We start from the raw sequence: 14,833 nt of genomic DNA, 5'->3' as shown, positions 1-14,833 counted from the left end.
TGGCTTATTTATCTCTTTTTTTATGTTGCCACAAATTGGTAACACCCCTGAAAAAATTTCTATTAATTTTAAGTTTAATTCCTTAAGAATGGGACTTTTTTTTATGTTTTTTATGTTTTGACTCAGATAATAAAAATGAGTCCCCTGGATGGACTAAAAATCGCTCACGAACCGCTTCTCTTCCTAATAACATCCGAAACCCCATCACATCCCGATTGGTTAAAGTTAATTCAATATTCCACACTTGTCCTCCTATTTCTACAGGGGTTAAAATAACTGGACGATATTGTTTATGGCCACCGGAGTTTTTAACATTACGCCATTCTAATAGTTTAGCTTCACAATGAACCGTGGTTTCTTTATCTTTTTGATAGGGATGGACTTGAAAATGAATCATTCTTTTGCCATCTTTTTCAACTTCTTTGATATGGAAAGCGTGTAACGCTGATGATCTTGCCCCTGTATCTATTTTAGCTTTAATTTCAGTAATGCCTAATTCAGGTAAATCTAACCATTCTCTCCACCCAATAATCCCTAAAGCGTCGTTCTGTTTTTTGTGATGTTTATGTTCCATGAAAATAGACAACTCATTAACTTCTTTTACTCAGAATACAGCAAAGGATGACTTTCAGGGAGTCCCCAAAATAAGCTATTCATCATTTAAACTGTTAGTCAAGACTGGGTAGAAAGGAGAGGAAGAATAGATATAATAAAAAGACGGTGGTGTTTGTCTTAAGAAACAAACCATATTCTTTGAGTGAAAAAATGATGAAAGTGATTGATTGTTTAAAAGAAACCCAAGCTTTACGAGTGAGTGATGGTAACACCGTTCCTATTTTAACGAACTGTCAATCCTACTCTCGCTTATTAGTTATCATTTGGCCACAATTAGGGGATTTTGATACCCTTGAATATGCTTGGTGGTTAAATCAAAAATCATCAGACATTGCAGCCCATAATATAATCGTAAAAGCCATTGGTATTGGTAACCGCGAATCAGGGTTAAAATTTTGTGATTATACCCAGTTTCCTCAAGAAAACTTATTTGTTGATCCTGATGGGAATATTCATAAAAAATTAGGGTTATATCAAGGATTATCCTGGAATATTCCAGGACTAAATGATAGTCAAAAGGCTTGGGTTAATTTAATGTTAATGTGTGCAGGAATTGGCAGTCAAGGGACCTTAAAAGAAGTATTAAGAGGATATACAGGAGATAAAAAAGCCCCCCAATTAATTGCAGATAAAGAAGTGGTTGACACCAATATTTTACCCCCTCTTAAAGGCTCATTTTTTAATTTAGCAGGGGGGAAAGGACATCAGCGGCCTTTCGAGTTAGCAACCTTAAGATTACGGAATATGACTGAGGTATTAAGTAACTGGAAAACCTATGTTCCCAACGCGGCTTATTTAACGCAAAGAGGGGCAACCTTTTTGTTTGATCAACAGGATAATTTATTATATGAACATCGAGATCCAGGAATTCTGGGTTTTGCTGAAAATATGAGTAATCCTTTGTCATTTTTATCCCTTGATTCTGAGCAAGTTTTGACCAATCAAACTTAAGATAATAGAGTAGAGATCAACTTTTTTAAATCCCAATAATAACAGACGGTTATGGTGAATCAGAATCATTAATTTTATATTTTTAATCTAGCAATTTTTGTTAAAATAAAAATACCATGAGCAACTTAACATTCATCTTATGTCTCAACGTCCTATTTATTTAGACTGTCATGCTACAACCCCGATGGATAAACGGGTATTAGAGGAAATGTTACCCTATTTTACCGAACATTTTGGTAACCCTTCAAGTATTAATCATCTCTATGGTTGGGAAGCAGAAGCCGCCGTAAAAAAAGCCAGAGAAACCATTGCTAATGCGATTAATTGTAGTCCAGAAGAAATTATTTTTACCAGTGGAGCAACCGAAGCCAATAACTTAGCAATAAAAGGAATTGCCGAGGCTTATTTTAGTCAAGGACAACATATTATTACTGTTCAAACCGAACACCGCGCCGTTTTAGATCCCTGTCATTATTTAGAAAAATTAGGCTTTGAAATCACCTATCTTCCTGTCCAAAAAGACGGTTTAATTGATTTAGACTTATTAGAAAAAACCATTCGTCCCGAAACTATTTTATTGTCAGTTATGGCAGCAAATAATGAAATTGGAGTGTTGCAACCCTTGCCAGAAATTGGAGCAATTTGTCAAAAACATGATGTTCTATTTCATAGCGACGCAGCCCAAGCTATCGGGAAAATTCCTTTAGATGTTCAACAAATGAACATCCATTTACTATCATTAACCGCCCATAAAATTTATGGGCCAAAAGGGATTGGCGCGTTATATATTCGTCGTCGTGATCCTAGGGTTAATATTGCTGCCCAATTACATGGAGGAGGTCAAGAAAAATCAATCAGATCAGGGACATTATACACCCCTCAAATTGTTGGCTTTAGAAAAGCCATTGAATTAGCATTGCAAGAAATGGAAACAGAAAATAAACGTCAAAGTCAATTGAGAAATCAACTTCAAAAACAACTTTTGACCCTAGAAGACGTTTATGTCAATGGACATTTAACCCAACGGCTACCAGGGAATCTTAATGTTAGTATAGAAGGGGTAGATGGAGCAGCCTTATTATTAGGTTTACAGTCAATTGTTGCCCTTTCTTCCGGTTCTGCTTGTACCTCAACCACAACCAAACCCTCCCATGTTCTCAAAGCATTAGGACATTCAGATAAACTGGCTTATGGATCTTTGAGATTTGGCTTAGGACGGTTTACAACCAGCCAAGAAATTGAAATTGTCGGCCAACAAGTGGTTAATACAATTCAATCTTTACGTCAAGCTACTGTTAATTATTAGATAAGGGCTTAATAATATTAAGCCCCTACTGATTTTTAATAAACAAAATTAGCCGGATCTTGATCCCGTCGATGTTTGACAGGAATGGGGATACCTTGGCGATCGCCCACTAAACTCGCAGTGCTTTCTAATGCTTCTCGTAACCGTTTCCCTGCATAGATAGACATATCCCGTGGGACATTAATTCTATCCCGTAAGTATCGTAACGCCACATCCGAATCTTTTGGGGGTTGACAAGTTTCCCCAGTCATCAAGGTAGTTAAAGCACACCGTAACGCTTCGTCGAACACCCGATCCTCTCCAGGGTTGACCCGAATAATATTATGACGGTGTTTGATCACCCGTTTTAGGGCTTCTTGACGGGAGGTTTCTGGTTCGGGATACATGACATCTGGCAAGCCAAACCAAGGGCCGTTATCCACCCTATCTTGATTAATTTTCCTTTGTGGGTCCGTGTTACTGTAACATCCACCCATTTGTGGGGGTAAGTCGTGGACATGGGTGTGAAAGTCGCTTTGGGTTCCCCGATAAGTTGAACGGGTTTCCATGGCCTCAAACCACTGACCGAAACGCTCATTTTCTTCCCGTAAAGAATAACCCTTATAGTAGTATAAACTGGCGTTCATACGCTCTACATAGGGAGTAAAAATAACATCCACTGTGCCAAACGCCTCTAGAAAATAGGGACTTGGGGTGTCTCCTAAGGCTTTTTCTACCGCCGCCACCACCTTAACGAACTGTTCACGATTTTGCTGTTCTTGTTTTTGTGACCAAGTGGGATAACATAACCAAGTACACCAGGCCCGAAACAATAACCTTTCTAACTGTCGCAAAGGGATAACCTTTGCCTCGGTCATACTATGGGTTAAAGGCCCAAAGGTTGCTTCTAGGGCCAACAAAATATCATCACTTTCGGTTATTAAACGTCCATCTAATTCAACCGCCGGCAGCATTCCTGAGGGGACAATTTTCTTATACCATCGTTCTTTTTGTCCGTAACAAAACATGGTCACTTTTTTGATACGGTAGGGAATTTGTTTTTCTTCTAACCATAACCAAACTTTTTGACAGTAGGGACACCAAGCATGGTTATCACGGTAAAGGGTGACTCTAATATCACTTTCTTGATGACCAAAAAGCCGTAAAATTGCTTGGGCGTTAGTCGGACCGTTAATATTATCAATAGTCCAGTTCGTCAGGGTTTCCAGTTCTGTCCAGCTTAAAGGTGCAGTTGTCATTTTATCAATTAATGAAGTGATTTTTTATCATAGTAGTTGTTGATAATATAACATCAAAAACTCGTAGAAATGGCCTGCACGGGACAAGCAGGAATACACTGTTCACAAACCACACAAAGCGATCGCCGAAAGGTTAACTTAAAGGTTTCGCGATCAAGGGTTAACGCCTCAGTGGGACACACCCCCGTACATAACCCACAGTCTACACATTGCTCTTCATTAATGCTAATTTCACGACTGGCTAAGGATACCCCAATATCTTGAGCTTGCATCCACTCTACGGCCGCTTCAATGGCATCAATATCCCCCAATAATTCTAAGACTAATTTTCCCACTTGATTGGGGGCAACTTGGGCCCGAATAATATTAGAAGCAATATTAAAATCTTTAGCTAAACGATAGGTTAACGGCATTTGTACCGTGCGCTTAGGAAACGTCAGAGTGACTCGTTTTTTCATAATTTAACTCAAGGGACAACCTGAAATTTAACTTCAAAGAAAGGTAAAATATTATAGAATATAGAAACAGTAAAAACGTTTTTCTTTAATCCCTTATATGTCTGAAATTGTTAATGTTAATCGTATCAGAAATACTATCATCGCTTTTGCTGCCATTGCTCTTAGTATAGCGATATTTTTTGGCTTTCAAACTCAAACCGGTTCGGTTTCCTTAGAGGCCCAAGCCAAGGAGTCAACCCCCATCGAAGTGGCCATGAACAACGGAAAACCGACATTAACAGAATTTTACGCTGATTGGTGTACCAGTTGCCAGGCCATGGCTCCAGAATTGGCTCAATTGAAGCAAAAATACGGAGATTCGGTGAACTTCGTCATGCTCAATGTGGATAATAATAAATGGTTGCCCGAAATTCTCCGTTATCGCGTCGATGGTATCCCCCATTTTGTCTTTATTGACGACCAAGGAAAAGCGATCGCTCAAACCATCGGGGAACAACCCCCATCCGTCATGGAAGCCAACTTAAACGCCTTAATTGACCATGAAACCCTACCCTATGCTGCGTCTACGGGTCAAACCTCTGAGTTAAAACCAACCAGTAACCCCACCACTGATCCCCGTAGTCATAGTTCCCAAGCTAAGTCCGGGTAAGTTAGGAGTTAGGAGTTCGGGGTTCAGGGTTCGGGAACACTATTCATATTGTCTCCCCTACTCCCCTGCTCCGGCGCTCCCTGCTCCCCTGCTCCCTACTCCCTCTGCTTCACTCTTCGATCCAATGTTTTGCCCGTTCAACGGCTCTGGTCCAAGTCAAAAAGTTCTCTTGTACTTCCGAAGCATTTTTTCCGGGTTCAAAGACGCGATTAATTTTACGACCGGCGATTAAATCGTCATAATTATCCCAATAACCCACCGTTAGCCCGGCTCCAAAGGCTGCCCCTTGTGCAGTGGCATCTAAGACAACAGGGCGTTCGATGGGAACCCCTAAAGCATCCGCTTGAAACTGCATCAAAAAGTTATTTTGAGAGGCACCGCCATCCACTTTCAACCGCGCTACCGATAAATCTGAATCTTTATTCATGGCATCTACGACTTCTTTTACCTGATAAGCGATCGCTTCTAACACGGCTCTCACCATGTGTTCTCGTTGCACACCGCCAGTAATACCGATATATAATCCTCGTGCTGACATATCCCAGTGAGGTGCGCCTAACCCACTCAAAGCCGGGACAAAATAAACCCCATTGGTATCAGTGACTTGATTACATATCGCTTCGGTTTCCGCGGCGCTGTTGATCAGTTTAATGCCATCCCGTAACCACTGAATGGAAGCCCCGGCGGTAAAAATTGCCCCTTCTAGGGCGTAATTCGTCGATTGTTCCTGAGTCCAGGCGATAGTAGATAATAAACCATTGGGAGAGCGCATCACTTCACGGCCTGCTTGGACAATGAGAAACGCGCCGGTTCCATAGGTGCATTTGAGTAACCCCGGACGACTGCAACCATGAGCAAATAAAGCAGCTTGTTGATCTCCGAAAATAGCAGTAATGGGAATTTCGACCCCCAATAAGTCAGCATCCGTATGACCAAACATCCCCATACTCGGTTTAATTTCGGGCATAATATGGGCAGGAATGTTGAATAAATCCAGTAGGGTGTCATCCCAGTTGCGAGTATCGAGATTCATCAACATAGTCCGACAGGCGTTACTATGGTCGGTGGCGTGAACTTTTCCCCCGGTTAGGTTCCACAACATCCAAGTATCAACGGTTCCAGCGATGACGTTATCAAAATTGGTATCGGGTTTATGTTCTTTTACCCAGTCTATTAACCAAGCCAACTTTGTGGCAGAGAAATAGGGGTCTAACACTAAACCTGTCCGGCTTTCGATCTCTTCTACCTTACCCATTTCTCTCAATTGACTACACATGGGGGAGGTGCGTCTATCTTGCCAAACGATCGCTTTATGAAGGGGTTTTCCTGTGGTTTTATCCCACAATAGACAGGTTTCCCGTTGTACCGTTAAACCGATGGCAGCGATATCTTTACCAGCAATACGGGTCTTTTCTAGCACTTGTCCTAGAACACTTAAAGTATCTTGCCAAATTTCTAGGGCATCGTGTTCTAGCCAACCGGGTTGGGGATAATATTGAGTCAATTCTTTGTAAGCTTGGCCAACCATTGCACCTTCGTGATTAAAGATAATCGCACGGTTGCCAGTGGTTCCTAAATCAAGAGCTAAGATATATTTTGTTTTATTATCTGTCATTGGTGATAACACCCTGAATTCTTTTCTTTTTATGCTTGGTAAACATTTTAATCAAATAATTGAACCATAGATAAACAATAAAGAATAATCTTTAATAGCTTGGTGCAACAATGATAGAGCAACGTGCCGATTATGATAATCCCTGGAAAGAAGCGTTATCCCTGTATTTTCAACCGTTTATGGCGTTCTTTTTCCCAGAAATTAATGGCAATATTAACTGGAGTCGAGGCTATGAATTTCTAGATAAGGAATTTCAACAGGTGGTTAGGGATGCAGAAATAGGTCTTCGAGAAGCGGATAAATTAGTTAAAGTCTGGCGAGGAGATGGGGCTGAAGTTTGGGTACTGATTCATGTGGAAATCCAGAGTCAGGCGGCTTCTGACTTTGCTGAACGGATGTATGTCTATAATTATCGTATTTTTGATATGTATCGGCGTTCTGTGGTCAGTTTAGCGGTGTTAGCGGATAATCAAGATTCTTGGCGACCGAATCAATATAACAATGAACTTTGGGGATGTGAGGTTAATTTTCTATTTCCTACGGTTAAATTACTAGATTATCAGCAGAGAAGCGAGAGTTTAGCTGATAATAACCCTTTTGCGGTGATTGTAGCCGCTCATTTAACCACACAGCAAACCAACCAAGACCCAGATGGACGTTATCAAGGAAAATTAAGAATCGCCAAAAGTTTGTATCAACGAGGATATAGCAGACAAGATATATTAGAGTTATTCCGATTAATTGACTGGATGATGAGTTTACCAGAGTCCATCGAAAGTCAGTTTAAACAGGAAATTATGAGTTTCGAGGAGGATTTAAAGATGCCTTATGTTACCAGTTTTGAACGGTTAGCACGCCAGGAAGGAATATCTGAGGGTATTTTACAAAGCAGTCGTGAAAATGTCATTGAGGTGCTAGAAGTTCGCTTTGAGGTGTTACCCTCAGATTTAATTGAAAAAATTAACCAAATTGAGGATTTAGAATTATTGAAAACGTTACATAGACAAGGAATTACTATCGGTTCATTAGACGAATTTCAAGAACTTCTTGAAGGTAGTAGTTAACAGTTACCAGTGACCAGTGACCGGTTAACAGTTACCAGTTCACAATAATAACGGAGGATTTAAATTGGAAAACAATTTTAGATACAATTCGGAAAAAGAGATTTTGTACCTTTTAATGTATTAATATTAAGCTAAAACCCCATGCAAAAATATATCGGCAATGCCTTCTGCCATCTCCTGTAAGGCTTTAGGTGTCGCTTCTGGGGCGATAATGGTGTCTGAAGAAAATCCAGCGATCGCAAACATTCCTAAGAAAACTTGAGCAACAATTTTAGGATTCATCCGACGATAAATGCCTTTTTCCATGGCAGTTTCAAAGAATGCTTCTGCCACATCTGTCATTTTTATAATCACTTCTGATTGTATTTTTTCCCTTAATTCTTGATGAAATTGAGCTTCAATAAAACAGACTTGTAATAAATCCTTATTTTCCTGCATTCTTAACACCCGTCTTCGCATTACTTGCGCTACCGCTTTATAGTTTCCCATTTCACTTAATTCGGTTAATAAGTCGGTTAAAATTTCTATCCATCCTTGGGTGGCGACTTCGATTAAAATGGCTTTTTTATTAGGAAAATAGCGGAATAGAGTGCCTTCTGCTACTTTGGCTTTCTTGGCCAAATCCTTGGTTGTTGTGCCATCATAGCCTTTAGCCGCAAATAAACGTAAGGCTGCTTTAAGAATGCGCGATCGCGTATCTTCTTCTACATTAGAAGCACTAAGGGCTTTACGGGCTAAAGTTGAGGAAAAACCGGACATTACCATAATAATAAGCATAACAACTCAGACCATTTTCTCCTATGATGGATCAAATTTTTAAATATCTTCACAAAATGTTGTTTTTTGACTCCCTCAACAAGAGATAATAAGAAGATAGACTATCAACTCACTGAGCATTCTTTTCTTATTATGACTAACTCAACCACAGATTATATGTTACCTGATGATTTCACCACCACCGAAGTCAGCCATCAAGAAGCAATAGAAACCGTCATCGATAGTTTACAACAAAATGATAGTGCTATGGTGCATCATGATGATCAAGGACATCTCTGGAAGTTTCAATATGGCAGTGTTCAAACCTATGTTCAACTAACCGGGGAAACGGAAGAAGATGTGTTAACAGTTTGGGCCCCTGTGTTAACCCTTCCTGCTAAAGATGAACTGGGTTTAATGCGAAAATTATTAGAGATGAATGGAGAGGAAACCTTAGAAACTCGCTTTGGAATTATGAATAATGAAATCGTGGTGTTAAGTCAGCGCGCTGTTGCCGATTTATCTCCTGGCGAAATTTCTCGCGCCATCACTTTAGTGGCTACCATTGCTGATGATAATGATGAAAAATTAATCGAAACCTACGGGGGAACGGCTATTACCAATAGTTAACTTTAACCCTTTATCAATTAACGGAATGTATCAGGTTAAACAAGAAACCTTATCCTTAACCACACGGGATGGAATACGTCTCGATGCTGATGTTTATCGACCCCACAGCACCGAGTCTTTCCCTATTTTATTAATGCGACAACCTTACGGTCGAAAAATTGCTTCTACTGTTGTTTATGCTCATCCCCTATGGTATGCTTCCCAGGGCTATATTGTGGTTATTCAAGATGTAAGAGGACGAGGAACCTCTCAAGGGGATTTTGATTTATTTGCTAATGAAATAGAAGATGGTTTTGATACCATAAATTGGCTTTCTCAGTTGCCAGGTAGTACAGGAACCATAGGAATGTACGGGTTTTCTTATCAAGGAATGACCCAATTGTATGTAGCATCGACTCAATCAAAAGCATTAAAAACCATTTGCCCTTCTATGGTGGCTTATGATTTATATGAGGATTGGGGCTATGAAAATGGAGCCTTTTGTTTACAAACTAATTTAGGTTGGGCGATACAATTAGCAGCCGAAACAGCTAGATTAAAAGGAGATAGTCAGGCGTTTCATCAATTGTATGAAGTGTCCCACAAATTACCGTTATTTGATCCCATTCCTGCTTATCCCAATTTGATAAAAGAGGTTGCTTCTAATTCTTTTTATCATGATTGGATTAATCACCCTTATTCTGATGATTATTGGCGTAATTTATCCCCGAAAAGTTTCATTGATAAACTGGATTTACCCATGTTACATATTGGGGGATGGTTTGATCCTTATTTACGGGGAAATATTAACCTTTATAACGCCATGAAAACCCAGAGTAACTATCCTCAAAACCTGATTATTGGTCCTTGGGGTCATATTCCGTGGGGGTCAAAACTAGGAAGTCAAAACTATACAAAATTAGCGGCTAGTTTCATTGATCAATATCAAATTGATTGGTTTGATCATTTTCTCAAAGGTAAAGAGATTGATCATTTATATTCTCAACCCATATCATTGTTTGAAATGGGAACTAATCAATGGAAATATTCTAAAAGTTGGGTTAATAAACAAGAAAAACATTACTATATTTTCAGTCAAGGTTTAGGTAATATCAAAGAAGATGACGGTCAATTAATTGATACAATTCCTGATACTAATATTCATGATATCATTGTTCATGATCCCTGGCGGCCTGTTCCATCTTTAGGGGGCCATGCTAGTATTCCATCCGGGAGTTTTGAGCGATCGCAATTAGATAATCGTTTTGATATTCTAACTTATACCTCTGAAACCTTAACCGAAGATTTATCAATTAGCGGCATACCTTTTATTGAACTTTATTGTACTGCTGATGCAGAAAGTTTTGATATTTCTGTTATTTTGTCCGAGGTTAAACCCGATGGAAACGTTTATAATTTTAGTCAAGGATATTGTAGAATCAACTCAGATACATTACCGATAAAAATTCCGTTACAACCCACTTGTATTAAAATTAATCAAGGGAACTGTATAAGAATAAGTATCAGTGGGGCCTGTTTTCCTGCTTATGCTTTAAATACAGGAACAGGAAAATTACCCAATGAAGAAAAGTTAATTGAGGCTCAAGTTATCACAATAAAACTATGGAGTCAACCCGATCAACTATCAAAAATAATCTTACCTATTAATTAGTTTTGTGAATCATAACTGATAATTTTTTGCCACTCTTCTAAGATAAAATAAGGAATTTTGATGCTGCTAGAATCACCCTCTTTTAAAGGAAGTTCTAAGATCCAAAAATTATTACTTTCTAGTTGATTTAAAATGGGTGTAAAGTCATATTGCCCCATATTAGGCGCAAAAGATGCTTGATCACTCGCAAATACATCAGGAACTTGTAAGGTTAAATTGTCTCGAATTTTAATAATTAAAGGTTGAGGATGGGAAAATTCATATAAATCAGGAAATCCGACTAAACGAAGATTAATTGTCGGTTCCTTATCCCCTTTGATTTCTTTGAAAAAAATAACCTGCCAGGGATTTTTAGACGTATCTCGCCAAGTTTGTATAGACTTATAAAGGACAGTATTCGGGGGAATTTTGCTTTCTCTAATCACAGCATAAGCAGGTTGTAGAAATAATAAACACATCAACCCTAATAGTAAAATCGATTTTAAAACTTTCTTGGTCATGTTTTTTTAGTAATACTATTTTCATTAATTTCAACTACAGATTTTTATATTGTAGGGGTCAACGGCCGTTGACCCCTACCCTAGGAAATTGGTGTTTACTATTCAAATCTTGCCACATTTTTCGTTAGCAGGAACCGCTTCCATCATCTTTTGAGGTAATGGTAAATTAAGATTATTCATATACGTGATAAAATTAGGGCGATCTCGAAGAGATCCGCTTTGCGGTGCGCGTCCCACAAAGCGAGGGTTATATTGTTTTTCTTCCCCAATAGTAGAAACCGTGTGACCCCGATAGTCATGGCCGGGATACACTAAGGTTTCATCTGGTAACGTAAACAGTCGCTGGGTCACTGAGTCGTACAATATCCCTGGGTCTCCACTTTGAAAGTCGGTCCGTCCGCATCCGCGAATAAATAACGCATCCCCCGTTAAAATAGCTTTCCCATTGACCAAATAGGCAAAATGACTGTCGGTGTGGCCAGGAGTAGCGATCGCTTCTATGATTACATTTCCTAACTGTAACACTTCCTTATCTTTCAAAAAGCGATCAGCGCAAGCAATCTCGGCATTTTCTGGGACAATCCCTAAACATCCCGTGATTTCTCGTAATTTTCCCGTTCCTGTGATGTGATCCGCGTGAATATGGGTTTCTAAACAGTATTTTAACGTTAATCCTAACTCGTTTAGAAGTTGGCGATCGCGTTCTACTTGTTCTAACACCGGATCAACTAATAAAGCTTGTTTGAGACTACGATCGGCGATTAAATAGGTATAAGTCGATGAGTCTGCATCGAACAATTGACGAAAAAGCATAATTTTATCTCAATTTTTTTATACTTCTAATACAATTTTACCCACAACATGGCCCCTTTGGCTGTAAGTATGGGCCGCCCTAATTTCTGATAGTTGATAGACCCTATCAATAATCGGTTTAACTTTTCCTTGTTCAATGAAATCTTTTAATTCAGCTAAATCTTTAGCTTGAGGTTTAACTAACAGGAGTTTGGATTGTTGACGAGAGAAAAAGGCAAACACTCGATTAATAATAAACTGTAAACTGGGTGTTAAGGTAACATAAATCCCTTGAGGCTTTAAACTTTTTTGACATTTCCTAAAAGAATAATTACCCACAACATCGAAAATAATGTCATATTGTTTTTCATTTTCGGTAAAGTCTTCTTGAGTATAATCAATGGTCTTATCGGCCCCTAACTCTGTCACCAAAGGAATATTTTTACCACTACAAACCCCTGTGACTTCTGCCTGGTATGCCTTAGCAATTTGTACCGCAAACGTACCGACACCGCCCGATGCACCGTTAATTAAGACCGTTTGACCTTTTTTGACCTTTCCTTTGTTTCTCAAGCCTTGTAAAGCCGTAGAAGCAGCCAGGGGAACCGTAGCAGCTTGGGAGTGGGTTAAATTGTCGGGTTTATAACTAATACACTGAGGCGTTGTGACAATATATTCTCCGTAAGCGTTACCCGAACCTGGACTCAGGAAACCGTACACTTGATCTCCTACTTGAAAATTCGATACTTTTGCCCCGGTTTCGACGACTTCCCCAGAAAAATCACAACCCAAGGACAACGGAAACTTTTTTCCTGTAATAACTTGTAACATTCCGCGACGAATTTTCCAATCTACGGGATTAACACTACTAGCGAAAACTTTAATTAGTAATTGTTTCGCCGTGGGAGAAGGTTTCGCCACTTCTGTGTATTCTAGAACATCAGGAGACCCATATTGATTAAAAATAACACTTTTCATAACAGCCCTAAAAAAAGATCCTGACTGTGTTAATTTTAGCAATTTTTTGGGCATTCTAGAACCATAAGGAGCAAGCCTCTACCGCCTTTTTTATTCTAGTTAATCCCATGCTAAAAATTAAGTTATTTAATCCGCAACATCCCCTAGAACATCAGGAACTAGAATTAAGTGATCATCGCCTCAAAGATGACGGGTGTTTAATTGGGAATTCTCCCAGTTGCGGGTTAATGCTGCCTAGTGTCAAAGTACAAGAAATACACGCTAAATTTTTTACTGAACAAGGGAAATATTACTTTCAAGATTTAACAGAAAAAGGAAGCAGCCAATATAATGACGAAGCAGTGAATAATAATCAATCTTATCCTTTAGAAACCGATGACATTATTCGCATTGGTGAATTTGTCTTAATTATCGATGGCTTACCCATTAGAAAAAAATCTAAAATCAGAAAAAAGCACAAATCATAAAAAAGGAAAATCCTCTAACAAAAGAAGTTTACAAAATCTTAAAGCATTAACCCGAAAAAATCGTCGTTCTACCGACAAAAAAACAGAAACAACAGAAAAATCAAATCAAGTTATTATTGATCCTAAAACAACTCTCAATAACTATCAACCTAACCCAGTTGCTACACCTTCTAGTTCATCGAATACCTCGACTATCTCTCCTCCTTTACCCACCACCAAAACAGAAAAAAAAACAGCCTCAAAACCTCCAGAAAATACCCCTAATTCTTTTCAATCTCAACCCCCGACATTAGAAGGGATTAACTGGTGGAATAAAGGTAAAATAACCGTTCGTTGCATCAATATTATTGAAGATACCAATGATGTTAAAACCTTTCGTTTTGTTGGCACATCACCCACCCTATTTAACTATAAACCCGGTCAATTTATTACCCTTAATCTAACTATTAATGGTAAACCAGTTAAAAGGGCTTATTCCATTTCTTCTACCCCTTCTCGTCCCCATACTTTAGAAATTACCGTCAAAAGAGTTCCCCCACCGGCTGATATTCCTGACGCGCCTCCTGGGTTAGTTTCTAACTGGTTACATGACCATCTTAAGGTAGGGGATGAAATTACTATAACTGGACCATCAGGTAAGTTCACCTGTGTGGAAAATAACGCAACTAAACTATTATTTATTTCCGCTGGAAGTGGCATTACACCCATGATGTCTATGTCTCGCTGGGCCCTAGATACTGTTGCCAATAGAAACATTACTTTTGTTCATAGTGCCAGAAGTCCTAGAGATATTATCTACCGAAAAGAACTCGAAGCAATGGCAGCTAATCATAGTAATTTTAATTTAGCATTAACCATTACACGGCAGACAAAAGGTGATCCCTGGTGGGGTTTTCAAGGACGGTTAAACGAGGTTTTATTACCTGCTATTTGTCCTGACTATAAAGAAAGAATTATCTATGTTTGTGGTCCAGATAGCTTTATGAAAGGGGTTAAAACCTTAGTCGAAACCTTAGGATTTCCCATGGAAAACTACTATCAAGAAAGTTTCGGAAGTTCTAAAAAACAATCATCAACTAAAGCAAAAAATGATAATTCATCTATTGTCACACCTCCGAAAAATGTTACCAATAATGGTCATTCTACTACAGAACAACCTGTGG

The 14,833-nt window shown here is 39.0% G+C and carries 16 protein-coding genes; 8 read left to right on the top strand and 8 right to left on the bottom strand.

Annotated features, from left to right (window positions below; genetic code table 11):
* Window positions 1–82: 82 nt before the first annotated feature.
* Complete coding sequence (locus tag C4E06_RS12645) at window positions 83–574, bottom strand: RimK/LysX family protein (protein WP_107668392.1); 492 nt, start codon at window positions 572–574, stop codon at window positions 83–85.
* Between the two features lie 191 nt (window positions 575–765).
* On the opposite strand from C4E06_RS12645, the gene C4E06_RS12640 reads away from it, so the two are divergent.
* On the top strand, window positions 766–1,566 hold the full coding sequence (locus tag C4E06_RS12640; protein ID WP_339377155.1) for a peroxiredoxin-like family protein: 801 nt from the start codon (window positions 766–768) through the stop codon (window positions 1,564–1,566).
* Between the two features lie 139 nt (window positions 1,567–1,705).
* Window positions 1,706–2,872, top strand: coding sequence for a cysteine desulfurase family protein (locus C4E06_RS12635; RefSeq protein ID WP_107668390.1), 1,167 nt, complete (start codon window positions 1,706–1,708; stop codon window positions 2,870–2,872).
* A gap of 35 nt (window positions 2,873–2,907) precedes the next feature.
* Here the strand turns inward: C4E06_RS12635 and C4E06_RS12630 are convergent, their stop codons facing one another.
* Window positions 2,908–4,110, bottom strand: a complete 1,203-nt coding sequence (locus C4E06_RS12630) for a glutathione S-transferase family protein (RefSeq protein ID WP_107668389.1) — start codon at window positions 4,108–4,110, stop codon at window positions 2,908–2,910.
* A gap of 53 nt (window positions 4,111–4,163) precedes the next feature.
* On the bottom strand, window positions 4,164–4,568 hold the full coding sequence (locus C4E06_RS12625; RefSeq protein ID WP_107668388.1) for an NIL domain-containing protein: 405 nt from the start codon (window positions 4,566–4,568) through the stop codon (window positions 4,164–4,166).
* A gap of 97 nt (window positions 4,569–4,665) precedes the next feature.
* On the opposite strand from C4E06_RS12625, the gene C4E06_RS12620 reads away from it, so the two are divergent.
* Window positions 4,666–5,217, top strand: coding sequence for a thioredoxin family protein (locus C4E06_RS12620; protein WP_107668387.1), 552 nt, complete (start codon window positions 4,666–4,668; stop codon window positions 5,215–5,217).
* A gap of 109 nt (window positions 5,218–5,326) precedes the next feature.
* Here C4E06_RS12620 and glpK read toward each other — a convergent pair whose 3' ends face one another.
* Window positions 5,327–6,832 carry a glycerol kinase GlpK gene (gene glpK, locus C4E06_RS12615; protein WP_107668386.1) on the bottom strand — a complete coding sequence of 502 codons (1,506 nt, stop codon included), beginning with the start codon at window positions 6,830–6,832 and terminating at the stop codon, window positions 5,327–5,329.
* A gap of 110 nt (window positions 6,833–6,942) precedes the next feature.
* On the opposite strand from glpK, the gene C4E06_RS12610 reads away from it, so the two are divergent.
* Window positions 6,943–7,896, top strand: a complete 954-nt coding sequence (locus tag C4E06_RS12610) for a transposase (protein WP_107668385.1) — start codon at window positions 6,943–6,945, stop codon at window positions 7,894–7,896.
* Window positions 7,897–8,022: 126 nt separating this feature from the next.
* Here the strand turns inward: C4E06_RS12610 and C4E06_RS12605 are convergent, their stop codons facing one another.
* Entirely contained in the window at window positions 8,023–8,655 is a 633-nt protein-coding gene (locus C4E06_RS12605; RefSeq protein ID WP_198648613.1) for a TetR/AcrR family transcriptional regulator, read from the bottom strand.
* Between the two features lie 150 nt (window positions 8,656–8,805).
* Between C4E06_RS12605 and C4E06_RS12600 the strand changes: the two genes are divergently transcribed.
* Window positions 8,806–9,282: a YbjN domain-containing protein gene (locus tag C4E06_RS12600; RefSeq protein ID WP_107668383.1), complete on the top strand. Its 477-nt coding sequence runs from the start codon at window positions 8,806–8,808 to the stop codon at window positions 9,280–9,282.
* Between the two features lie 25 nt (window positions 9,283–9,307).
* Window positions 9,308–10,933, top strand: a complete 1,626-nt coding sequence (locus tag C4E06_RS12595) for a CocE/NonD family hydrolase (protein ID WP_107668382.1) — start codon at window positions 9,308–9,310, stop codon at window positions 10,931–10,933.
* Here the strand turns inward: C4E06_RS12595 and C4E06_RS12590 are convergent.
* From C4E06_RS12590 to C4E06_RS12580, 3 genes are all read right to left on the bottom strand, one after another.
* Window positions 10,930–11,433, bottom strand: a complete 504-nt coding sequence (locus C4E06_RS12590) for a DUF3122 domain-containing protein (RefSeq protein ID WP_107668381.1) — start codon at window positions 11,431–11,433, stop codon at window positions 10,930–10,932. The two genes, C4E06_RS12595 and C4E06_RS12590, sit on opposite strands and share 4 nt — an antisense overlap.
* 102 nt (window positions 11,434–11,535) lie before the next feature.
* The gene (locus tag C4E06_RS12585) at window positions 11,536–12,246 is read right to left on the bottom strand and encodes an MBL fold metallo-hydrolase (protein WP_107668380.1); all 711 of its coding nucleotides are present in this window, start codon (window positions 12,244–12,246) and stop codon (window positions 11,536–11,538) included.
* An 18-nt stretch (window positions 12,247–12,264) separates the two neighbouring features.
* On the bottom strand, window positions 12,265–13,203 hold the full coding sequence (locus C4E06_RS12580) for an NAD(P)-dependent alcohol dehydrogenase (protein ID WP_107668422.1): 939 nt from the start codon (window positions 13,201–13,203) through the stop codon (window positions 12,265–12,267).
* Between the two features lie 107 nt (window positions 13,204–13,310).
* Here C4E06_RS12580 and C4E06_RS27895 point away from each other — a divergent pair, with 107 nt between their 5' ends.
* On the top strand, window positions 13,311–13,670 hold the full coding sequence (locus C4E06_RS27895) for an FHA domain-containing protein (protein ID WP_198648610.1): 360 nt from the start codon (window positions 13,311–13,313) through the stop codon (window positions 13,668–13,670).
* A partial coding sequence (locus C4E06_RS12575; protein ID WP_232826239.1) for an FAD-binding oxidoreductase occupies window positions 13,618–14,833 on the top strand: 1,216 nt, incomplete at its 3' end. The genes C4E06_RS27895 and C4E06_RS12575, both read left to right, overlap by 53 nt.

Source organism: Cyanothece sp. BG0011 (assembly GCF_003013815.1).
Lineage (GTDB): Bacteria > Cyanobacteriota > Cyanobacteriia > Cyanobacteriales > Microcystaceae > Crocosphaera.
The sequence above is the reverse complement of the archived record's forward strand: the minus strand, read 5'-3'. Positions and strand labels throughout refer to the sequence as shown.

Excerpts from the sequence above, each read along its gene's own strand:
- C4E06_RS12590 (WP_107668381.1), bottom strand. The coding sequence starts at position 11,433 with ATGACCAAGAAAGTTTTAAAATCGATTTTACTATTAGGGTTGATGTGT.
- C4E06_RS12625 (WP_107668388.1), bottom strand. The coding sequence starts at position 4,568 with ATGAAAAAACGAGTCACTCTGACGTTTCCTAAGCGCACGGTACAAATG.
- C4E06_RS27895 (WP_198648610.1), top strand. The coding sequence starts at position 13,311 with ATGCTAAAAATTAAGTTATTTAATCCGCAACATCCCCTAGAACATCAG.
- C4E06_RS12635 (WP_107668390.1), top strand. The coding sequence starts at position 1,706 with ATGTCTCAACGTCCTATTTATTTAGACTGTCATGCTACAACCCCGATG.
- C4E06_RS12585 (WP_107668380.1), bottom strand. The coding sequence starts at position 12,246 with ATGCTTTTTCGTCAATTGTTCGATGCAGACTCATCGACTTATACCTAT.
- C4E06_RS12620 (WP_107668387.1), top strand. The coding sequence starts at position 4,666 with ATGTCTGAAATTGTTAATGTTAATCGTATCAGAAATACTATCATCGCT.
- C4E06_RS12605 (WP_198648613.1), bottom strand. The coding sequence starts at position 8,655 with ATGTCCGGTTTTTCCTCAACTTTAGCCCGTAAAGCCCTTAGTGCTTCT.
- C4E06_RS12595 (WP_107668382.1), top strand. The coding sequence starts at position 9,308 with ATGTATCAGGTTAAACAAGAAACCTTATCCTTAACCACACGGGATGGA.
- glpK (WP_107668386.1), bottom strand. The coding sequence starts at position 6,832 with ATGACAGATAATAAAACAAAATATATCTTAGCTCTTGATTTAGGAACC.
- C4E06_RS12610 (WP_107668385.1), top strand. The coding sequence starts at position 6,943 with ATGATAGAGCAACGTGCCGATTATGATAATCCCTGGAAAGAAGCGTTA.
- C4E06_RS12580 (WP_107668422.1), bottom strand. The coding sequence starts at position 13,203 with ATGAAAAGTGTTATTTTTAATCAATATGGGTCTCCTGATGTTCTAGAA.
- C4E06_RS12645 (WP_107668392.1), bottom strand. The coding sequence starts at position 574 with ATGGAACATAAACATCACAAAAAACAGAACGACGCTTTAGGGATTATT.
- C4E06_RS12600 (WP_107668383.1), top strand. The coding sequence starts at position 8,806 with ATGACTAACTCAACCACAGATTATATGTTACCTGATGATTTCACCACC.
- C4E06_RS12630 (WP_107668389.1), bottom strand. The coding sequence starts at position 4,110 with ATGACAACTGCACCTTTAAGCTGGACAGAACTGGAAACCCTGACGAAC.
- C4E06_RS12640 (WP_339377155.1), top strand. The coding sequence starts at position 766 with ATGATGAAAGTGATTGATTGTTTAAAAGAAACCCAAGCTTTACGAGTG.